Source organism: Streptomyces himalayensis subsp. himalayensis, assembly GCF_013778455.1.
Taxonomy (GTDB): domain Bacteria; phylum Actinomycetota; class Actinomycetes; order Streptomycetales; family Streptomycetaceae; genus Streptomyces; species Streptomyces himalayensis.
This window is the reverse complement of record NZ_JACEHE010000023.1, coordinates 88,007-108,523: the sequence shown is the minus strand read 5'-3', so window position 1 is coordinate 108,523 and position 20,517 is coordinate 88,007. Positions and strand designations below refer to the sequence as shown.

The following is a 20,517-nucleotide window of genomic DNA, read 5'->3' as shown; positions in this document are numbered from 1 at the left end:
CTACGGCTCGGCGCCAGACCTGGGGGCACGCGCCCCGTCAGACATCCAGCCCCGGCAACACCGAAGGCGCCGGACAGATCCGGCGGCCCTCCACGTCGAAGACGTACAGGTGCGCCAGATCGACCAGGAGCGGTACCTGCGCTCCGGGGCGCAGCTGCACGTCGGGGCTGGTGCGCACGACCAGGTCGCTCGTTCCGGTGGCGGGGCGACCGGCCCCCGGTGCAGGTGTCTCCCGGGCGAAGGGGTCCGGGTCGTCCACGGCGACCACCGGTCCCATCGCAGGGGCCGGATCCGAGCCGGCCCTGGCGCCCGCCGACTCCATCCACCGGCTCAGCACCCCGGCCCCGGGCGCCCTGCGCCGCCGACGCGGGGCGGGCGCCGGCCGGGGCGACTCGAGGTCGGCCACCACGGCGGGCCGGGAGCCGGTGTTGAAGTGGACCAGCGCCTCATGGCCCTGGTACTCCATGTGCTCGACGAGCCCGCTGATCGGCACCTCACCGGGGCGCGCCTCGGCCGGGGTCGCTATGCGCACCGCCTCGGAGCGGAGGCCGACCACGATCCGCCGCCCCTGCTGGATGCGCAGCAACTGGTGGTCGGGGCTGAGCGGTTCGGGCAGGGGCAGCCGCTGCCGGCGCAGGTCGATCGACATACGGCCGTCGAGTGGGGCGTGGACGGTGGCCTCCAGCAGATTGATGCGCGGGGTGCCGATGAACGTCGCCACGAAGATGTTCGCCGGGACGGCGTAGACGTCGCGCGGCCTGCTCACCTGCTGCAGCACACCGCCGCGCATGATCGCGACGCGGTCGCCGAGCGACATGGCTTCGGCCTGGTCGTGCGTCACGTAGACCGTGGTGACGCCCAACTCCCGGGTGAGCCGGGAGATTTCGGCCCGCAGGTGGTTGCGGAGCTTGGCGTCGAGGTTGGACAGCGGCTCGTCCATCAGGAAGCACGAGGGGCGCCGGCTGACGGCCCGGCCCATCGCGACCCGCTGCCGCTCGCCGCCGGAGAGCTGGCTCGGGTAGCGGTCGAGGATGTCCTCGATGCCCAGCATGCGGGCGGTTGCCTCGACGCGCGGACGGGGGTCCTCGCTCGATTTCTCCATCCGCAGCGGGAAGCTGATGTTGTCGCGGTTCGTCATGCGCGGATACAGGGCGAAGTTCTGAAAGACCATGGCCATGTCACGTTCGCCGGGCGCTACACCGTCCACGCGCTCGCCGTCCAGCAGCAGTTCGCCCTCGGTGATGTCCTCGAGTCCGGCGATCATGCGCAGTACGGTCGACTTTCCGCAGCCCGAGGGTCCGAGGAGGACCACGAACTCCCCCGGCGCGATGTCGAGCGTGAAACGGTCGACGGCCCGTACGTTCCGGCCGTACGTCTTTGTGACGTTGCGAAGCGATATGGCGCGAGTCATTGGGGTCCCGCCCAGTATTCGAGATGCGGCTGCGACGTAAGTGCTGGGATACCACCTGAGTGAACAGGCGGTGCCGGAACGTTAGCCGGTTACTCACCGAGAGGGAACGACTCCGGCATGAACAGGCCGATAGACAACGGCTGTTCTGGTCGGAACGCATGCCCCGCTTACTTCGTGCGGCTCGCCGCCCCCTTGGCCCGCTCGTCACGACGCGCCGCCGGGGCGTCCTCCGCGGCGACCGGCGCCCCTCGCCGGAGCCCCAGCCCGGAGGCCACCACCAGCAGCACACCCAGCATCACGAACGGTGCCGCCGTCCCCGCGACCCCCGCGACCAGTCCGGCTCCCGCGGGTGCGGCGACCTGGCCGAGCCGGTTGCCGGTGAGCCGCAGGGCGAGGGCGGTGGAGCGGGCGTCCTCGGGGGCGGCCTGGACGACCGTCGTCATGGACAGTGGCTGCCCGACACCGAGGCAGAAGCCGAGCACGGCGAGCATCACGGCGAGGGCCCAGACCGGGACGGGGAACGCGATCCCCGCGCACACCAGGCCCCCGATCAGGCACGTCACGGTGAGCAGCATGGCCCGGCCGAGCAGCCGCAGCATCGGGGGCAGCACCAGGCGGCACGCGATCGTCGCCGCGGCACGCAGGCTGAGCAGCAGACCGACCACGGACGGCGCGATGCCCCGGTGTTCGCCGACGACGGGCAGATACGCGGTGAGGATGTCGGTCGCCGACAGCACGGCGAGGCTGATGAAGATGCCGGCTGGCACACCCCGGGTACGCAGGATGCGGTGCACGGGAACGCGCGGGCCCTCCGCCTTACGTGAATCCCGCGGCGTACCCCGCTCGATGCGCCACAGCGAGGTGAACGACACCGCGGCCACCACGGCCGCGACGATCAGCGCGAGCGCGCTGGTGTGCGCCATCGCACCCGCCTGCCCGGAGAGGGCGCCGCTGTGCCCGGAGCCCGCACCGTCCCCGCCGGACACCACGTACCCCGCGGCGATGGGCCCGACCAGCTGGCCGAGCGAGGCGCCGATGGTGAAGTGGCCGAAATTGCGGTCTTGTTCGGCGGGCGCGGACTGCCTCGCGACGATCGACTGGGCGCCGATGACGAAGCAGAGATGGCCGAGCCCCATCACGCCGCTCCATGCCGCCATGGCGAGCAGCGAGTCCGCCGTACCGCTGAGCGCGCATCCGCCGGAGATCAGGACGACACCGACGGACAGGAGCGGCGCGCACCGGCCGTGGTCGGTCCTGCGTCCCAGCGGTACGGCGGCGAACAGCGGAAGGAGCGCGTACACACCGGCGATCACACCGATCGCCCGTTCGTCCGCGCCCAGAGCGAGGGCCCGGTAGGAGACGGCGGGCCGTGCCATCGACACGGCCCCCTGCGCGAAGGCGAAGGCGATGACGAGGCGGAGCAGCCAGCCGCGGTTCCCACCGGGCCCGGGTATGGCGGTGTCGGTCATGGATCAGATGATGCCGAACAGGATTCCGGCGCCGAGCACCACCAGGGATGTGAGCGCGGCCCACTTCACCACGAAGCGGGTGTGGTCGCCGAATTCGACCCTGGCCATGCCGACGAGGACGTAGACGGCGGGGACCAGCGGGCTCGACATGTGCAGCGGCTGGCCGACGAGCGAGGCGCGGGCGATCTCCAGCGGGCTGACGCCGTGGGCGGCGCCGGCCTCGGCGAGGACGGGCAGGACGCCGAAGTAGAAGCCGTCGTTGGACATGAAGTAGGTGAGCGGCAGGCTGAGGAGGCCGGTGACGAGACCCATGTGCGGGCCCATGGCGTCCGGGATGACGTCGACGAGCCACTTGGCCATGTGGTCGACCATGCCGGTGCCCTGCAGGACGCCGGTGAAGACGGCGGCGGCGAAGACCATGCCGGAGACGTTGAGGACGTTGTCGGCGTGGGCGGCGATCCGGGCCTTCTGGTCCTTCATGTGCGGGAAGTTGACCGTGAGGGCGAGCGCGGCACCGAGAATGAACAGCACCGGGATCGGCAGCCACTCCATGATCATGGCGGTGAGCAGCACAACGGTCAGCGCGGCGTTGAACCAGTACAGCTTCGGGCGCAGCGTGGGCCGGTTCGGGTCGAGGCCCTTGAAGCCGTCGTCCTCGGCGTCCGCGGTCGCGTCCGCGTCGGTGCCCGAGCCGGAGCCGCCGGTGACCTTGGCAGTACGCACCTTCTCGTCGCCCGAGCCGCCGACGCCGGCACCGACGAGCACCGTCTCGGACTCCTGCTCCTTCTCCTCGACGAGCACGTCGTCGAGCGTGAGGACGCCGAGCCGCCTGCGCTCGCGCAGACCGAGGAAGTACGAGAGGACGATCACGAAGAGCAGGCCGACCGCGAGCGCCGGGATCATCGGGACGAAGATGTCGCCCGCGTCGAGCTTGAGGGCGGTGGCGGCGCGGGCGGTCGGGCCGCCCCACGGCAGGGTGTTCATGACGCCGTTGGCGGTGGCGGCGACACCGGTCATCACGACCAGGCTCATCTTGAGGCGCTTGTACAGCGGGTACATCGCCGAGACGGTGATCATGAAGGTGGTCGAGCCGTCACCGTCGAGCGAGACGATCGCCGCGAGCACGGCCGTACCGACGACGATGCGCAGGGGGTCCGCCTTGCAGAAGCGGAGGATGCCCCGGACGATCGGGTCGAACAGGCCGACGTCGATCATCACGCCGAAGTAGACGATGGCGAACATCAGCATCGCGGCGGTGGGCGCGAGGTTGCCCACCCCTTCGATGACGTAGTCGCCGAGCTTCGCTCCCTTTCCGACGAACACACAGAACAGTGCGGGGATCAGAACCAGCGCCGCTATCGGCGACATCTTCTTCATCATGATCAGGACCAGGAAGGTCGCGATCATGGCGAAGCCGAGGATGGTCAGCATGAGTGGGATACCTAACGTTCGCCCTTGAACACCCCTCGGGGGCCGGGGGTGGCACGACGTTAGGTCGCCAAAGTTGGGCTTAACAAGATGTTGACACGCGAGCAATAAGCGCAAAACTCCAGGTCACGGCGTTGGTGTTATGCCAACGGGGATCCCGTTGAGCACGGCGTTGCCTGACAGCGGGTCCAGGAGGGTGCCGTCGAGCAGCTGGTTCACGTTGACGCCGGGGTCGGTTGCGGCGGCCCGCAGCCGGGTGCCGGGACGGTCGTGGCCCCAGCCGTGCGGGAGGCTGACGACTCCGGGACGTACCGTGTCGGTGATCTCCACGGGAGCGCTCACCTCTCCCCCGGCGCCCTTGAGGAGCGCGTACGCACCGTCGGTGAGGCCGAGCCGCGCCGCGTCGTCGGGGTGGACGTGCAGGGTGCATCGATTGGTGCCGCCCGTGAGGGCCGGGATGTTGTGCATCCAGCTGTTGTTGGAGCGCAGATGGCGGCGGCCGACGAGGACCAGTTCCGCGGGGCGCTCGGCGAGGCTCTTCTTCAGCCGCGGCAGGTCCTCGGCGATCGGCGCGGGCAGCAGCTCGATACGGCCGCTGCGGGTCTTGAGGGGCCCGGGGATCCGCGGCTGGAGCGGGCCGAGATCGATGCCGTGCGGGTGGGCTAGTGCCCCGGCAGGCAACGTTTGCCCGTCAAGGAGCGGCGTCCGGTGCGTGCTCTCGGCGTGCCGGCCGGAAGTCCTCGTACTGGACGTACTTGGGCTTTCGGCCGGTGCGGCGAGAGTGCGTGCCGGGCGTCGCGACGGGGCGAACGTTGCCTGTTGGGGCACTAGCAGCCGGTCGAGGGTGAGGCCGTCGGGGTCGGCGCCGAACCCGTCGCCGTACGGGCCGAGGCGCAGCATCATGTCCAGCCGCCGCTCGGGACCGCTCTCGCCGGTGAGCTGTGCGGCGAGTTCCTTCGGATCGCGGCCGTGCACCGGCGAGTGCGGTTCGGTGACGGCCTTGCCGAGCGTCCGGTCGATGACCATGGCGTCGACGGCGTCCGGTTCCGCGCCATGCATGCCCGAGGCCGCGAGCACCAGCCGCGCATGGATCTCGGTCTCGGCCATCCTCCCCGCTTCGAGGGGAATGGCAGCCCGGGTGTAGCGGACCTGGTTGTGCACGGCGAAGGCGTTGAAGGCGAAGTCGTGGTGCGGGCTCTGCGCGGGCGGGGGCGGGGGCAGTACGACGTCCGCGTGCCGGGAGGTCTCGTTCAGATACGGGTCGATGCTGACCATGAAGTCGAGGGACTCCAGAGCCTTGTCGAGCCGGTCGCCGTCGGGCGCGGAGAGGACGGGGTTGGCGGCGATGGCGATGACGGCGCGGATCGGGCCGGCGTCCGCGGCGCCGGAGCCAGAGCCAGAGCCGCCGGGCGTGTCGATCTCCTCCGCGAGTGCCGCCAGGGGCAGTTCCCCCTTGGCCTCGGGGTGCCCGCTCACCCGGCTGCGCCAGCGGCCGAGCGCGAACCCCCTGCCGGGACCGGCGGGCCGCGGCGCCCGATCGGTGGCGGCAAGCGGGAAGAGGGCGCCGCCGGGCCGGTCCAGGTTCCCGGTGAGGATGTTCAGGACGTCGACCAGCCAGCTGCCGAGGGTTCCGAAGGGGACGGTGCAGCTGCCGATGCGGCCGTAGACGGCGGCGGTCGGGGCGGCGGCCAGCTCGCGTGCCATGGCACGGATGTCGGCAGCCGGCACGTCGCAGGCCTCCGCGACGGCTTCCGGGGTGAACTCCCGTACTGCCTCGCCGACCTCCGCGACCCCTTCCACATGGCCCGTCAGCGCGCCGAGATCGGTCAGCCGCTCCTCGAAGAGGACGTGCACCATGGCCGCCAGCAGCAGGGCGTCCGTGCCGGGCCGGATGGCGACGTGCCGGTCCGCGAGCTTCGCCGTGCGCGTACGCCGCGGATCGATCACCGTGAGTGTGCCGCCCCGCGCACGCAGCGCCTTGAGCTTGCCCGGGAAGTCGGGTGCGGTGCACAGACTGCCGTTGGACTCGAGCGGGTTGGCGCCGATGAGGAGCAGATGGTCGGTGCGGTCCAGATCGGGCACGGGTATCGCGAGCGCGTCGCCGTAGAGCAGTCCGCTGGAGACGTGCTTGGGCATCTGGTCGACGGTGCTGGCCGTGAAGATATTGCGGGTCCTGATCGCGCCGATCAGCACCGGCGGGTAGAGGGCCCCGGCCATGGTGTGCACATTGGGGTTGCCGAGGACGACGCCCACGCTGTTCGGCCCGTAGGTCTCGACGAGCGGCCGCAGCCCGGCGGCGACGGCGTCGAACGCCTCGTCCCAGCTCGCCTCCTGAAGCCTGCCGTCCTTGCGTACGAGCGGCGTCCGGAGCCGGTCCGGGTCGCTGTCCACCGCCCCGAAGGAGGCGCCCTTGGGGCAGATGAACCCCCGGCTGAAGACGTCGTTCCGGTCACCTCGGGCGCTGGTCACCCGCTCGCCGTCGGGGGTGTTGTCGATGGTGAGGACGAGACCGCAGGTGGCTTCGCAGAGCGGGCAGATACGCAGGGCGGTACGGGACATGGGGTCCTCCCCGGGGCGGCGACGGTGGCACGCGGGAACGGTGGCGCACGAGCGGCGGCCTGCGGGTGCAGCCGCCGCGGATACGAGTGAGGGTGAGCATACCGACCGGTATGCACGGAAGCGAACCCTCAGTCGAGAGTCCGCGCCAGATAGCCCCGCAGCAGCTCCCGCGTCTCCTCGATGATCCGCTCGTCACCGTGACCCGGCGGACCCAGCCGGAAGGCGAGCTGGACCAGGGCGTCGGCCGACTCGACGGCCACCAGGAAGGTGCGGCGCAGGGCCTCGTCGGGGTCACGGCCCAGATGGGCGGCGAGCAGGTCGGTGAGGCGGTCGGCGACACGGTGGTTGGGTTCGGCTCCCCGCGTGCCGACCGGGATCTGATTGCCGAAGTCGACGAGCGAGAAGCCCGGGGCGGTCCGCTTCATGGCGAGGTACTCGTCGAGCACGGCGTCCATGGCCGGGCGCCAGTCGCCGGCGGGGATCGCGGCCAGCCGCTCGGTGATCCGCTCCGCGTAGTTCTCCAGATTGCGCTGGGCCAGCGCGTCGGCCATGGCTCGCTTGTTGGAGAAGAAGCGGTAGACGGAGCCGATCGGCACGCCCGCGCGGTCCGCCACCGCGCGCGTGCTCAGGTCGTCGTAGCCGACCTCGTCCAGGAGCTCGGCGCAGGCGTCGAGGATGCGGGTCAGCCGCTCGGCACTACGCCGCTGAACGGGTGCACGGCGCAACGAGGCGGGAAGAGGCACGGGCTTCATGATGCCTTTCGCGTACTGGTTTTCGCGCCCCTACGACGAAGCACGCCCCCTTGACGATCCGCTTGGCGATCCGCGCGACGAACACGATCCGCTTGACGATCCGCGCGACGACACCTTCCCGCGCCACACCGACGGCTCTTGCGGCTCTTGCACAGGGGCCCCCCTAATCCTATGGTCAAGCATAGAAATCAAGGGATCCTGACTGCATACAGGGATGCTGACTGCATACACGGACAGCACCGAGCCCAGCACCGAGCACCGACCGCGCCGGCGAGGAGCCGAGGGAGCCAAGATGAGCGGGGACGACGCCAGGAAGACAGCCGAGGGCCTGGCCTATCTCTCGGGCTTCGGCAACGAGCACAGCTCGGAGGCCGTGCCGGGCGCCCTGCCGCTCGGCCGCAACACACCCCAGCGCGCACCGCTCGGGCTGTACGCGGAGCAGCTGAGCGGCAGCGCGTTCACCGAACCGCGTGCCCACAACCGCCGCTCATGGCTGTACCGGATCCGCCCGTCGGCCGCGCACCCCGCCTTCGTCCGCATCGGCAACGGCACGGTCCGCACGGCACCGTTCACCGAGACGGTGCCCGACCCCAACCGGCTGCGCTGGGACCCGCTGCCGGAGCCCCCCGCCGGGACGGACTTCCTCGCGGGCCTGTGGACGCTCGGCGGCAACGGCGACGCGACCCAGCGCACGGGCATGGCCGTGCATCTGTACCACGCCGACTCCTCCATGCGCCGGGTGTTCAGCGACGCCGACGGCGAGCTGCTCATCGTCCCGGAGCGCGGCGGGCTGCTGCTGCACACCGAGTTCGGCCTGCTGCACGCCGAGCCGGGCGAGGTGGCGCTGATCCCGCGCGGGGTGCGCTTCCGGGTGGAGCTGCTCGACACCGAAGCGGCGGACGGACAGACCCCGCCCGCCCGCGGCTATGTCTGCGAGAACTACGGAGCCCCCTTCCGCCTCCCCGACCTGGGCCCGATCGGCGCCAACGGCCTCGCGAACCCGCGTGACTTCAGGGCGCCGGTCGCCGCGTACGAGGACGTCGAGGGCCCCGTGGAGGTGGTGAACAAGTTCTGCGGGAACCTCTGGGAGGCGACGTACGACCACTCGCCGCTGGATGTCGTCGCCTGGCACGGCAACCATGTGCCGTACGTCTACGACCTGCGCTCCTTCAATGTCCTCGGCACCGTCAGCTATGACCACCCGGACCCGTCGATCTTCACGGTGCTCACGTCGCCGTCGGACACGCCGGGCCTCGCGGGCGTCGACTTCGTGGTCTTCGCGCCGCGCTGGCTGGTGGGCGAGGACACCTTCCGCCCGCCGTACTTCCACCGCAACGTGATGAGCGAGTACATGGGCCTGATCGAGGGCGCGTACGACGCCAAGACCTCCGGCCCGGGGGGCTTCGTGCCGGGCGGCGGCTCGCTGCACAACATGATGTCGGCGCACGGTCCGGACCGTGAGACCTTCGACCGGGCGAGCGCGGCCGAACTGAAGCCGCAGAAGCTCGACGATGGTCTTGCGTTCATGTTCGAGACGCGCTGGCCGGTGACGCTCACCGCGCAGGCGGCGGAGGCCGAGCACTTGCAGAGCCGTTACGACGACGTGTGGCAGGGTCTTGAGCGCCATTTCACGGAGGGCGGCCCGCGCACCCTTTGACTCGCCGGCGGAGGGTAGAGCTGGATAGAACCCTTGCCGAGCCCCTCAGTAACCGATGCCGGAGATATCGTGACCGCTTTTGCCCCGGACTCGATCGTCCTGAACCGCAAACTGCCGTTGTGGTACCAGGTGTCGCAGTCGCTACGGGCATCGATACTGGGCCGACCTGAGGACGCCCCGCTACGGCTCCCCACCGAGGAGCAGCTCGCCGGTCACTACGGGGTGAGCGTGCTGACCATGCGTCAGGCGCTCAAGGAACTCGAGGACGAGGGCCTGATCAGCCGGCACCGGCGGCGCGGCACCTTCATCGAGCCGGCCGCCCAGCGCGCCGCGCCCGTACGACTGCTGGGCTCCGTCGACGCGATCGTCGCCCAGCAGTCGGGCATGAGCACCCGTCTCCTCGACCACGGCACCTCACCGGTGCCACCGGACCTCGCCGAACACTTCCCGGACGGTACGGACGTGATGATGTACCACCGGCTGCGCAGCGACGAAGGGACCGGCGAGCCCACCAACCACGCGCGCAACTACGTACGGCCCGACATCGCCGAACGCATCTACCCCGCCGATCTGGAGCGCTGGCCCATGACGAGGGTCCTGCGCGACGTGGTGGGCGCCCGGATCAGCCGGATCACCGACACCGTCGAGGCGCGGCTCGCGGACCCGGAGACCGCCCGCCTGCTCCAGGTGCCGCTGCTCAGCCCGATCCTGCACTACACGGGCATCAGCTACGACGAGGAGGGCCGCGCCCTGGACGTGGCCCGCATCCACTACCGGGGCGACCGCTTCTCCTTCACGGTCACCCTCGACGCCGACTGACCACGACGTACGATGCCGAGCGTGACGCACGACGACGCTCCGCTGCTCGCGGACCTCATGCCGTGGTCCGTCGCACCCCTGCGGCTGGGCCGCGCCTGGCCGATGGCGCCGGACGCCCCTTCCCTGAAGGCCCGTTGGGATGCCTTCATACGGGCGGAAGAGCCCGCGCGCGAGGTGCTGCTGCAGCCGACACGGTCCCGCACCCTGGGCACCGCCGTGGCCCAGCTCCCCGGACACCCGGGCGGCACCGGGCGGCTGGCCCGCGAGTCGGGCCCCTGCCCCGAGCCGGTACGCGTCCTGCACGGGCCGTTCGACGAGCAGTGGCTCATACCGGACCACCGGCTGATCGACACGGCCCGCCCGGAGCTGTGGCGGGTCGCCGACGAGCACCAGTTCTTCGCCGTCGAACTGGGCTATGTCCCGGACGCGTCCGGTCCCGCCCTGCTGGCCACGGCCCTGCTGCCCGACGGCCGCTCCCCCGCCGGCCGCCCCGGCCGCATCCGCCCGCTGTACCGCCGCCCCGGTGGCCTCGAACCGAACCTCGCACCTGGCCTGCTCGACCATCTCGCCCACCGCCTCGGTGAACGTCCGGAACCGGCAGACGTCCTGGCCTGGACACTCGCCGTCGCGCAACCCGACGCCTCCGGGTGCCGGGTCCCGCTGACCGCCGACGCCGACGTCTGGGCGCACGGGACCAGGCTCGGGCACCGCATGCTGTGGCTGATGCTCCACGGCGACATCAGGGACGGCCGCGTCACGCACGGCACCGGCGAACGGCCCAAACTCCCCGGCGGCCGCCGCCCCTACGTCCGCGCCCCTCTCCCCGCCCGGCCCGCCGAGCTCCTCTACGACCGCGACGAGGAGACCCTGCTCGTCGGCGATGGCCGCATCGCACCCGTACCGGCCGAGGCCTGGGACTTCCACGTCAGCGGCGCCCGCGTACTGGAACTCTGGTTCAGCCGCAGGACCGGACAGCCGGAGCCGGGCACGCTGGAGGCGATCCGGCCCGGCGCCTGGCCCCAGGGGTGGACGTCGGAGCTCCTCGAACTCATCACGGTCCTCGCGCTCCTCGCCGAACTCAAGCCGCAGCAGGCCGAGTTGTCCGAAACCCTGGCTTCACCGATCACGGCGACCGAACTGCACCGATCGGGGGTCCTTCCCGTGCCCCCGACGGCCCGGCAACCCGCCTCCGTACTGGACCATCTCGAGGAAGGCCCGGAGGGCCAGTTCGCGCTGCTCTGATCTCAGCAACCGGCACCGGGCACCTTGTCGGCCACACCGCGCACCCGGATACGTCAGACCGCGGATCGAATGCCGATCGCGGTGTTCGCACCGCTCGCCGACCGCCGCTGCGCGAACGGCGGGCGGTGAGCGACGTGCGTACGGCTACTTCTGAGCCGCGAGCTCCGGGCCCAGCGAGGCGAACTTCTCCTGGGACACAACCCTCTTGGGCGGCCAGGTGATGTTCTCCGGGGGCCACGACTGGCCGGTCTTGCGCAGGAACCACGCCGGCGGCTCGTACATGGGCGGCTCATAGCCGTCGGGCAGGGCCGTCTTCCACTCGACGCCCTTCGTACGCTCCGCGAACTCGTCCTTGATCGCCTTCAGCCGCTCCGGCTGGGTGATGAGATCGACGGCGGTCGCGGCCAGATACTTGGCGGCGGCGATCACGGCGGCCTGGCCGGGAGCGGCGGCCGCGCACGCGGCGGTGGACCACGTGTGCATCTTGGTGCCGATCGGGGCGAGGGCCGCGCCCATCGACACGGTGGGCACGTTCCAGCTGATGTCGGCGACGTCGGTCGAACCACCGCCCATGAAGACCGGGTTGGGCGCGGTCAGATCGGCGACCGTGTCGTGCATGCCCTTCACCGGCAGGCCGAGCGACTCCTGCAGCTCCTTGGCCAGCCGCTGTGCCTCGTCGCTGAACTCGGGCGGTCCGATCTGCCGCATGTTCTCGTGCAGCAGTTCCGCGAAGGACTTGGACGGCAGCTGGTTCCAGCAGGCGGACGTGATGCGGTGCTGCACCTTCGTCTGGCTGGCCTTGGCGGCCGCCTCGGAGACGGCGATCACCTTGTCGAGAAGCACCTGGACGCGGGCCGGGCTGCCTTCGCGTACGTAGTACGAGATCTCGGCTATCTCGGGGGTGACGTTCGGTATGTCTCCGCCGTTGTTGATCACCCAGTGGAGACGGCCCGAGGGGGCGAGGTTCTCCTCGCGGAGGAACTCGGACAGGGTCGCCATCATCACGGCCGCGTCCAGCGCGCTCTTGTTGCCGAGCGGGGTGCCACCGTGGCCGGCCACGCCGAGGAAGGTGAAGGTCACGGCGGTCATCGCGGTACTTGTGCCCCAGCCGGTCGCGTTGGCCGTCGAGGGGTGCCAGTCGAGGAAGGCGTCGAGACCCTCGTAGACGCCCTTGCTGACCGCGTACGTCTTGCCGATCAGCGCCTCCTCGGCGGTGGAGCCGAAGAACTTCACCGTCACCGGCAGCTTGTGCTTCGCCGCCGCCTGCGCGACCGCTGCCGCTGCAGCGGCCGCTGCCGTGCCCAGCGCGCTGTGGCCGCAGCCGTGTCCGGGCCCGTAGCTCGGCGCGAAGGGGTCGTGGATGTACTCGCGCGGATCGTGGTGTCCGACGCCCTTGTTCTGCGAGAGGCCGGGCAGCGCGTCGTACTCGCCGCTGAACCCCAGAACCGGACCGCCCTTGCCGTAGGCGTACGTGGCGGTGAACGCGGTAGGGAAGCCCGCCGTTCCGAACTCGACCTCGAATCCGGCCTTTTGCAGGAACTCGGCCTCGGCGATCGAGGACTTCCACTCGCGGAGGCTGAGCTCGGCGTGCTCCCAGATCTCGGCGTTCAGGCCGGTGATGCCGTCGCTGTTGGCCTTGATCCAGTCGAGCGCCGCGGACTTGGCCGGGCTGTCCTCGGCGAGGCCCTCCGGTGCCTGGTACTCGGCCGGGCTGCCGGCGTCCGCCGCGGCGGCCATCGCCGGGTCGGCCTCCGCGGCCATCACGGCCGTGGTCACTCCGGCCGCTCCGAGCATCTGCATGATGCGGCGCCGGCTCAGAGAGGGACCATCGGCGGGCTGGGACTCGTGCTCATGGTGATCGTGCAGGTCACACACGCGGGCGCCTCCGGGGTGAAGTTATATGTAATGGCCAAACGATCAGCCACACTGGCCTCACCACATTGCTGCGTCAACAGCGCTGCATGACAAAAGTGTTACGCGCGGGAAAGGTCGGGGACACCTTCCGGATGATCGCGGCACTGGGGAGGGTGCCGTGCGCAAGCCGTGGCCGCGCGGGCGAACACACCGGGGGCGCTGCCGCATGCCGTGGGGAAGACGGACGCGAGATCGCAGCGGGGCGCCGGAGCGGTGTATCCGCCTGCGCGCGGAACGTATCTGCCGCTGGAAGCCGTTGACGGCGTTCTGTCAGTGGCTGCCGAACAGTGAACGGCGCAGGCGTCGCAGCGGCGCGAAGAGGGAGAGGCGCCTGACGCGTGCCCCCCTGCTGCTGCGGTCGTGCGCGACATCCCGTGTGGTTATCTCGCGCATCAGCGACGTCGCCTCAGCCGCCTCGCGCTGCGGGACGGCGGGACCGCCCAAGACCGAGAGATGTCGGTCGAGGCGCGCACTGGTGGCGCTGCTCCCGCACGTGATCGCAGGGACACGCGCCCTGCTGCGCACTGTTATCTGTTCCATGACACTCCCCACGCGTCAACCCACCCATACGGCGGGCACCCGGCCCGGGCAGGTTAACCCTATCGCCCCGTCAGGACACCCGTGTATCCCGGTCATTGGATTCACTTCCCCCGTAAGGGGGTTGGGAGTCACTCTACGAATCCAACTTATTTCAGGGCGAGTTGGACAAGAGGGGCGCTGGTGGGCTGGTGTGAACCGCCCGCAGGTTCCGTTGTGACGGCAAGTGAAGTCGCCGATGTGTTCAAGCCCCCGACGACCTTCGGCGTGTCGCCGTCGAGGAGGCCCAGGGAGCGCGGCGAACCGGTTTTGTCCATGGCCCACAGCTGGTGGACCCGGTCGTCCGGCGGAGTGCCGAGGCCCGTGACGGTCACCACCGCGCGGTCCTGGGACGCGGAGGCGACCACGTTGATGCCGCGGCCCCGGACGTCCTGCTGCCCGGTGGACCGCGCGTCGGGCGCCGCCAGGACGTGTGCGATCTCACTCGCGGCGGCCCGCTCCCGGTCGAGGCGGTCCTGTGTGCGGTCGAGCTGAACGCCGAACAGGGCGGCCACGACGAGGGCCGCGGCGGCGGTGGCGGTCGCGAAGGGGACGAACAGCGCACGCGCGCGTGGAGGGCGCTCCGTTCCACGCGCGCGTGTCCGCTGCCATGCCGCCTCCTGCCGCGGCGTCTCCTGGGGTGTCGTGCGTACGGCGGTCAGCACTCTCTCCCGGAGGGCGGGCGGTGCCGGGGCCGCTGCCGACCAGGCGAGGCGGACCGCGTCCTCGGCCAGGGCGCGCACCTCTCCGGCGCAGCGCTCGCAGCGCCTGAGATGCCGCTCGAAGCGGCGCCGTTCCCGGGCGTCCAGCGCGTTGAGTGCGTAGGGGGCCGCGAGCGAGTGGAGGTCGCGCCTCATACCGCCCCTCCCAGGCATTCGCGCAGCCGCGTCAGTCCGTCCCGCATCCGCGTCTTGACGGTGCCGAGCGGTACGGAGAGCCGCTGGGCCACCTCACGGTAGGTGTAGCCCTCGTAGTAGGCCAGGGTGACGGACTGGCGCTGCAGTTGGGTGAGTCCGTCGAGGCAGCGGCGTACCCAGTCGCGTTCGAGACCGGCCTCCACCGCCTCCGCGACCTGGTCGAAGGCGGGCCCGTCGGCGCGTCGGCCGATGCGCTGGTCCCGCTCGCTCGCGGCGCGGGCGCTGCGCACCCGGTCGACGGCCTTGCGGTGGGCGAGAGTGAGTACCCAGGCGAGGGCGCTGCCGCGCTCGGGGTCGAACCGGGCGGCGGAGCGCCAGAGTTCCAGCAGCACCTCCTGGGCGACCTCCTCGGACTGGGCGGGATCGCGCACCACCCGCCGTACGAGCCCGTAGACCGGTCCCGACACCACGCCGTACAGCTCCTCGAAGGCCTGTTGATCGCCATGGGCCACCAGCACCAGCAACTCCTCCGGCTCCACTCATCCCCCTCTCCGGCCGCCCACCAGGGCCTGCCCGGTACCCAGGCGGTACGTCGGAAGTCCCGCCTGTCATTCGGAGCGCGACGGCATCCGGATGGGAGTACGGACGGACGGCCCGAAAACGCGGGCGAAAGTTCGACCAATCCGCCGTGCCGACCGCTCCGAATGGCGTGCATCAGGCAACGGACACGGCGCGTGCCGGCGGGGCCCTCGCCAGGAGGGACCCCAACGGGGACACCGCCCGGGACGTGAGGACGGACGGCATGACAGCTATCACCAGCAGCGGCGCGGGGCGCAGGAGTCTCGCGGCCCTCGTCTGCGGTGCGCTGGCCGCCGGGGGGCTCGCAGCCGCCGGCGTGACCGCGCTCGAACCGGAGGCGGCCCGCGCCTCCAGCCACCGGGAGGCCCCGCTGATCTCGGGGCAGCCGCAGTACGACAACACGGACCTGTACGCGTTCGTGAGCCCCGACCACCCCGACACGACGACGATCGTGGCCAACTGGATCCCCTTCGAGGAGCCGGCGGGCGGGCCGAACTTCTACCAGTTCGCGGAGGACGCCCGGTACGACGTCCACATCGACAGCGACGGGGACGCGCAGGGCGATCTGCTGTACCGGTGGACGTTCAGGACCCATGTGAAGAACGGCAACACCTTCCTGTACAACACCGGCCCCGTCGAGAGCCTGGACGACCCGGATCTCAACGTCACACAGACGTACGACATCGATGTGCTGCAGCTGCGCCACCAGAAGCTCGTCTCCAAGACGAAGCTCGCCGACGACGTGCCGGTCGCGCCGTCCAACGTGGGCAAGGCGTCGATGCCCGACTACCAGACCCTGCGCGACCAGGCCGTACGGGAACTCACCGGCGGCGCCAAGACGTTCGCGGGCCAGGCCGACGACCCCTTCTTCCTGGATCTGCGGGTCTTCGACCTGCTGTACGGCGGTGATCTGTCGGAGGTCGGCCGGGACACGCTGAAGGGCTTCAACGTCAACACCGTGGCCCTGCAGCTGCCCAGCAAGTGGATCCGGCAGTCGGACGAGCAGCCCGTCGTCGGCATCTGGTCCACGACGCAGCGCAAGAACGCCCAGGGGCACTGGACGCAGGTGTCGCGGCTCGGCATGCCGCTGGTCAACGAGGTCGTCGTTCCGCAGAAGGCCAAGGACCGGTTCAACGCGTCATCGCCGTGGAACGACGGGCAGTTCCTGCCCTTCGTGACCAAGCCCGAGCTGCCGAAGCTCATCGAGGCCATCTACAAGATCAAGGCTCCGGCCGAGCCTCGGAACGACCTGGTCGACGTCTTCCTGAAGGGCGTGCAGGGCCTCAACCAGCCCCCGAACGTCCGCCCGGCGGAGGCGCTGAGGCTCAACACCTCGATCCAGCCCACCGCCGAGCCCAAACGGCTGGGGGTGCTCGACGGCGACAACGCGGGCTTCCCCAACGGCCGTCGGCTCTCCGACGACGTCATCGACATATCGCTGCAGGTCGTCGAGGGCGAACTCGTCGGGCAGAAGAACGATTTGGGCGACGCGGTCGACGCGAACGACAAGAAGTTCGGCTCGTCGTTCCCGTATGTCGCCAACCCGACAGCGGGCTCGCGGGGCAAGACGGCCAAGCCGGCCGGCGGCGAGAACGGCGATGTGCGCACCCAGCTGGGCGTCGGCCCCGCGGGCACGTCCGGCCTGTCCGACGACACGCTGCTCGTGGCCTCGGCGGCCTCGGCCGGGGCGGGCTTCCTGCTGATCGGTACGGGTCTGCTGTGGTGGCGCAGGCGGCAGCGGAGCCGCGGCTACTGACGCCACCCCCATGTGCCGGCGCGGCCCGCGCTTCCGTCCCCCACGCCCCGCGGGCCGTGCCACTCCACCCACCGGCTGACGACCGACTGAACGCATGCGGACGAAGGAGGGGGCATGCCCCCGCGCAGTACGCCCCACGAAGGGGAAACCGAAGGAGGCGGTGCGGCCCGGCGACGAGTGGGACGCCTGGCCGCCTGTGCCGCCGCACTGGCCGTCGCGCTCACCGCGGGCGCCGTCGTCCTGGGCACCGGGTCCGAGGATCCGGCAACGACGGCGTCCGTGCCCGCGACGGCACCGCAGCTGCTCGCGAGCGGTGACCTGACGGCGCAGATCTCAGCCCTGCAGTCCCATCTGCGCGCCCAGCACAAGGACTTCACGTCCTGGGCCACGCTCGGCGTCGCGTACGTGGAGCAGGCGCGGACCCAGGGCGACCCGTCCCGCTATCCGCAGGCGGAGCAGGCCCTGGACCGCTCACTGGCCCTGCGCCCCGGTAACGACCCGGCGCTCGCGGGCCACGCCGCGCTGGCCGCCGCCCGGCACGACTTCCTCGGCGCGCTGCGGCACGCCGAGCGGGCACTCGCCGAGAACCCGTACAACGAGCGCGCGCTGTCATCGCGTATCGACGCCCTCGTCGAACTCGGCCGGTACGGCCAGGCCCTGCGCGCGGCCGAGGAGGCGGACGCGCGGCGGCCGGGCATCCCGGTCTTCACGCGGTACGCGTACGTGCAGGAGCTGCGCGGCGACGTAACGGCCGCGGGGCGTGTGTGGGAGCGGGCGCTCGCCTCGGCGACCGCGCCCGGTGACGTGGCGTACGTGGCGACGGCCCTGGGGCGGCTCGCCTGGCAGCAGGGCGAGTACCGGACCGCGCTGAAGCACTTCGCGCGGGCGCTGGGCGCCGACCCGGCCTACGTCCCGGCCCTGGAGGGCCGCGCGCGGGCGCAGGCGGCGCGCGGCGAGACGGCGGAGGCGGTCCGGGGCCTGGAGAAGGTCGTGGCCCGGTATCCGCTGCCCGGCCCGCTCGTGGAGCTGGGCGAGCTGTACGAGGCCGAGGGCGAGAAGGGCAAGGCCCGTGAGCAGTACGCCCTGATCGACGCCTGGACCGGCCTCGCCCGCGCGAACGGCGTCAACGCGGACCTGGACACCGCCCTGGCGGCCGCGGATCACGGCGACCGGAAGGCGGCGCTGCGTGCGGCCCGCGCCGAGTGGTCGCGCCGCCACACGGTCCACACGGCCGACGCCCTCGCCTGGGCCCTGCACGTCAACGGCCGCGACGAGGAGGCCCTCCCGTACGCCCGCAGGGCGGCGGCCACCGGCTTCCGCGACGCGACGTTCCTGTACCACCGCGGCCTGATCGAACACGCCACGGGCGACATGCCCGCGGCCCGCCGCTCACTTGAGGCCGCCCTACGGCTCAACCCGGGCTTCTCGCCGGTGGGTTCGCGGGTGGCGCGGGAGACGCTGGCGGGGCTCGGGGGTGCGCGGTGAACGCAACACTGAAGCCGACAGCCGCCGCCCGGTCTGTGGGCAGGCGTTCCGCAGGGCGATGGGGGGTGTCTCCCATGCCCTTAAGGCAATGGGGGCGGGTGGGCACAGACCGCCCACCGGGCCGCACCAGACCACGCACCGGTCCACGCACCCAGCGGGCGCTGCCCGCAACAGCCGTACCCGTCCCACGGGGGGAATCGTGATCCTTCGTAACCCACTCGCCGCCTGCGCGGCCCTGCTCGTGGCGGTCGCCACCCTCGTACTGCTGCCCGCGACGGCAGCAAGCGCGCATCCACTCGGGAACTTCACCGTCAACCGGTACGACGGCCTGGTCGCGGCCCCTGGAGCACTGCGAGTCGATCACGTCGAGGATCTCGCGGAGATACCGGCCACGCAGACCCAGCCGCGAATCAAGGAGCTGGGGATAGCCGGTTGGGCCCGTGAGCGGTGCCGGGCGGCCGCCCACGGAAGCCGGGTCGAGATCGGCGGGCATGCCGTAGGGCTCACGGTCGGCGCAAGCCACGCGCGCGTGCGGCCCGGCCAGGCCGGGCTGCCCACGCTCCGCCTGGAGTGCCGGCTCACCGCTCCCCTGCCGGAAGGGCGGGCCGTGACCGTCGTCTTCCGGGCAGCGGGTGACGCCGGCCCGGGCTGGCGGGAGATCACGGCGCGCGGCGACCGCAGGACTCTCGCCCGGTCCGACGTGCCGGAGGAGTCGGTGTCCCGGCGGCTGGCCGACTACCCGCAGCGCCTGCTGTCCTCGCCCCCGGACCGGACATCCGCGTCCCTCCGCGCCGTTCCCGGCGGCCCGGCCCTCTCCGAGGAGCGGGCAGCCCCGCCCGCCGCCTCCGTACTCCCGCGGGGTGCGGACCGCTGGACGCAGGCCCTCACCGGCCTGGTCGCCCGGCACGACCTCACGCCCGCCTTCGCGGCGCTGGCCCTCGGTACAGCCGTCGTACTCGGCGCCATGCACGCCCTCGCCCCGGGCCACGGCAAGACCCTGATGGCCGCAACGGCGGCCGCCCGGAGCCGCGCCACCCTCCGCGACGTCCTCCCGCTCGCCGCCTCCGTGACGGTCACCCATACGCTCGGCGTGGTCGTGCTGGGCCTCCTCATCGCCACCGGCTCGGCCGCCGCCCCGTCGGTGATCTCATGGCTGGGCGTGGCGAGCGGAGCACTCGTCACGGTGGCCGGGGCGGGGCTCCTGCGAAGGGCTTGGCGGCAGCGGGGGCACTCACACGCGCATGACCACTCCCACGGACACGCTCACGCATATGGCCACTCCCACCTGCATGGCCACTCGCACAGTCACGGGCACCCGCGCGAGCACGGGAAGCCCCATGAGCATGCGCACCCGGACAGGCCCCCACAAGCGGACGAGCGCCCCGGAATGGACCCCGACAGCCACGCCCACGCCACCGCCGGGGCAAAAACCCACGGCAGCACGGCCCCGGTCCCAAGCCCGCAACCCCCCTCTCACGAACACAAGGAAACCCCCTCCAACGCTCGCGAACACCCGCACAGGAGCAGGCGGCCGGACACCGACGCCAAGGCAGGGGCGGCGGGGGCGGGCGCGGAAACGGACCCCGGGCCTCCCACCCTCCGCGGCACCTTCTTCCTCGGCTTCGCCGGTGGGCTCGTGCCCAGTCCGTCCGCGGTCGTCGTGCTCGTCGGGGCGGCCGCGCTGGGGCAGGCGTGGTTCGGGTTTCTGCTCGTGCTGGCGTACGGCGCCGGGCTTGCCCTGACTCTCACGGCCGCTGGGTTCGCCGTGGTACGGGTCGGCGGCCGGGTGGTGCAGGCGCTCGTCGACCGTCCCGACCGGGGCCGGGGACGGCTCGGCGGCGGACTCGGCGGACGGGGCGGCTACCGGCTCACCGGCCGACTGTCAGCGGCCGCACGGCGCCTCGTCCCGCTCGGCTCGGCATGCCTCGTGGTCGCCGTCGGCTGCGGATTGGTGCTGAAAGGGGCGGCAACAGCGCTCGGTTGAGCTACTTTTGTGAAGAATCGCACCACTGC

Annotated in this window: 15 protein-coding genes; 6 read left to right on the top strand and 9 right to left on the bottom strand. The window is 71.4% G+C overall.

Annotated elements, in window-relative coordinates; all coding sequences use genetic code 11:
- Positions 1-37 precede the first annotated feature (37 nt).
- The 5 genes from H1D24_RS30400 to H1D24_RS30380 all read right to left on the bottom strand — a co-directional run bounded on the left by H1D24_RS30400 (position 38) and on the right by H1D24_RS30380 (position 7,619).
- Complete coding sequence (locus H1D24_RS30400; protein ID WP_181660935.1) at positions 38-1,411, bottom strand: ABC transporter ATP-binding protein; 1,374 nt, start codon at positions 1,409-1,411, stop codon at positions 38-40.
- Between the two features lie 167 nt (positions 1,412-1,578).
- The gene (locus H1D24_RS30395; protein WP_181660934.1) at positions 1,579-2,880 is read right to left on the bottom strand and encodes an MFS transporter; all 1,302 of its coding nucleotides are present in this window, start codon (positions 2,878-2,880) and stop codon (positions 1,579-1,581) included.
- A 3-nt stretch (positions 2,881-2,883) separates the two neighbouring features.
- Positions 2,884-4,311 carry a CitMHS family transporter gene (locus tag H1D24_RS30390; protein ID WP_181660933.1) on the bottom strand — a complete coding sequence of 476 codons (1,428 nt, stop codon included), beginning with the start codon at positions 4,309-4,311 and terminating at the stop codon, positions 2,884-2,886.
- Positions 4,312-4,434: 123 nt separating this feature from the next.
- Complete coding sequence (locus tag H1D24_RS30385; RefSeq protein ID WP_258564421.1) at positions 4,435-6,867, bottom strand: molybdopterin oxidoreductase family protein; 2,433 nt, start codon at positions 6,865-6,867, stop codon at positions 4,435-4,437.
- A gap of 128 nt (positions 6,868-6,995) precedes the next feature.
- Entirely contained in the window at positions 6,996-7,619 is a 624-nt protein-coding gene (locus tag H1D24_RS30380; RefSeq protein WP_181660932.1) for a TetR/AcrR family transcriptional regulator, read from the bottom strand.
- Between the two features lie 292 nt (positions 7,620-7,911).
- Between H1D24_RS30380 and hmgA the strand changes: the two genes are divergently transcribed.
- The 3 genes from hmgA to H1D24_RS30365 all read left to right on the top strand — a co-directional run bounded on the left by hmgA (position 7,912) and on the right by H1D24_RS30365 (position 11,337).
- Complete coding sequence (gene hmgA / locus H1D24_RS30375; RefSeq protein ID WP_181660931.1) at positions 7,912-9,276, top strand: homogentisate 1,2-dioxygenase; 1,365 nt, start codon at positions 7,912-7,914, stop codon at positions 9,274-9,276.
- Between the two features lie 69 nt (positions 9,277-9,345).
- Positions 9,346-10,095, top strand: a complete 750-nt coding sequence (locus tag H1D24_RS30370; protein WP_181660930.1) for a GntR family transcriptional regulator — start codon at positions 9,346-9,348, stop codon at positions 10,093-10,095.
- A 12-nt stretch (positions 10,096-10,107) separates the two neighbouring features.
- The gene (locus tag H1D24_RS30365; protein ID WP_181660929.1) at positions 10,108-11,337 is read left to right on the top strand and encodes a type ISP restriction/modification enzyme; all 1,230 of its coding nucleotides are present in this window, start codon (positions 10,108-10,110) and stop codon (positions 11,335-11,337) included.
- 144 nt (positions 11,338-11,481) lie between these two features.
- Here H1D24_RS30365 and H1D24_RS30360 read toward each other — a convergent pair whose 3' ends face one another.
- From H1D24_RS30360 to H1D24_RS30350, 4 genes are all read right to left on the bottom strand, one after another.
- Complete coding sequence (locus H1D24_RS30360) at positions 11,482-13,137, bottom strand: amidohydrolase (RefSeq protein WP_181660928.1); 1,656 nt, start codon at positions 13,135-13,137, stop codon at positions 11,482-11,484.
- Between the two features lie 384 nt (positions 13,138-13,521).
- The gene (locus H1D24_RS42775; protein ID WP_246460294.1) at positions 13,522-13,791 is read right to left on the bottom strand and encodes a hypothetical protein; all 270 of its coding nucleotides are present in this window, start codon (positions 13,789-13,791) and stop codon (positions 13,522-13,524) included.
- Positions 13,792-13,937: 146 nt separating this feature from the next.
- On the bottom strand, positions 13,938-14,684 hold the full coding sequence (locus tag H1D24_RS30355; RefSeq protein WP_258564420.1) for an anti-sigma factor: 747 nt from the start codon (positions 14,682-14,684) through the stop codon (positions 13,938-13,940).
- On the bottom strand, positions 14,681-15,223 hold the full coding sequence (locus H1D24_RS30350; RefSeq protein ID WP_181660926.1) for a sigma-70 family RNA polymerase sigma factor: 543 nt from the start codon (positions 15,221-15,223) through the stop codon (positions 14,681-14,683). The genes H1D24_RS30355 and H1D24_RS30350 overlap by 4 nt, the downstream gene beginning before the upstream one ends.
- Before the next feature lie 263 nt (positions 15,224-15,486).
- On the opposite strand from H1D24_RS30350, the gene H1D24_RS30345 reads away from it, so the two are divergent.
- The 3 genes from H1D24_RS30345 to H1D24_RS30335 all read left to right on the top strand — a co-directional run bounded on the left by H1D24_RS30345 (position 15,487) and on the right by H1D24_RS30335 (position 20,488).
- Positions 15,487-17,019, top strand: coding sequence for a DUF4331 domain-containing protein (locus tag H1D24_RS30345; RefSeq protein WP_181660925.1), 1,533 nt, complete (start codon positions 15,487-15,489; stop codon positions 17,017-17,019).
- Positions 17,020-17,133: 114 nt separating this feature from the next.
- Positions 17,134-18,504, top strand: coding sequence for a tetratricopeptide repeat protein (locus tag H1D24_RS30340; protein WP_181660924.1), 1,371 nt, complete (start codon positions 17,134-17,136; stop codon positions 18,502-18,504).
- A gap of 196 nt (positions 18,505-18,700) precedes the next feature.
- Positions 18,701-20,488, top strand: coding sequence for a nickel transporter (locus tag H1D24_RS30335; RefSeq protein ID WP_374064449.1), 1,788 nt, complete (start codon positions 18,701-18,703; stop codon positions 20,486-20,488).
- Positions 20,489-20,517 lie beyond the last annotated feature (29 nt).

Excerpts from the sequence above, each read along its gene's own strand:
- H1D24_RS30400 (WP_181660935.1), bottom strand. The coding sequence starts at position 1,411 with ATGACTCGCGCCATATCGCTTCGCAACGTCACAAAGACGTACGGCCGG.
- H1D24_RS30395 (WP_181660934.1), bottom strand. The coding sequence starts at position 2,880 with ATGACCGACACCGCCATACCCGGGCCCGGTGGGAACCGCGGCTGGCTG.
- H1D24_RS30390 (WP_181660933.1), bottom strand. The coding sequence starts at position 4,311 with ATGCTGACCATCCTCGGCTTCGCCATGATCGCGACCTTCCTGGTCCTG.
- H1D24_RS30385 (WP_258564421.1), bottom strand. The coding sequence starts at position 6,867 with ATGTCCCGTACCGCCCTGCGTATCTGCCCGCTCTGCGAAGCCACCTGC.
- H1D24_RS30380 (WP_181660932.1), bottom strand. The coding sequence starts at position 7,619 with ATGAAGCCCGTGCCTCTTCCCGCCTCGTTGCGCCGTGCACCCGTTCAG.
- hmgA (WP_181660931.1), top strand. The coding sequence starts at position 7,912 with ATGAGCGGGGACGACGCCAGGAAGACAGCCGAGGGCCTGGCCTATCTC.
- H1D24_RS30365 (WP_181660929.1), top strand. The coding sequence starts at position 10,108 with ATGCCGAGCGTGACGCACGACGACGCTCCGCTGCTCGCGGACCTCATG.
- H1D24_RS30360 (WP_181660928.1), bottom strand. The coding sequence starts at position 13,137 with ATGCAGATGCTCGGAGCGGCCGGAGTGACCACGGCCGTGATGGCCGCG.
- H1D24_RS42775 (WP_246460294.1), bottom strand. The coding sequence starts at position 13,791 with ATGGAACAGATAACAGTGCGCAGCAGGGCGCGTGTCCCTGCGATCACG.
- H1D24_RS30355 (WP_258564420.1), bottom strand. The coding sequence starts at position 14,684 with ATGAGGCGCGACCTCCACTCGCTCGCGGCCCCCTACGCACTCAACGCG.
- H1D24_RS30345 (WP_181660925.1), top strand. The coding sequence starts at position 15,487 with ATGACAGCTATCACCAGCAGCGGCGCGGGGCGCAGGAGTCTCGCGGCC.
- H1D24_RS30340 (WP_181660924.1), top strand. The coding sequence starts at position 17,134 with ATGCCCCCGCGCAGTACGCCCCACGAAGGGGAAACCGAAGGAGGCGGT.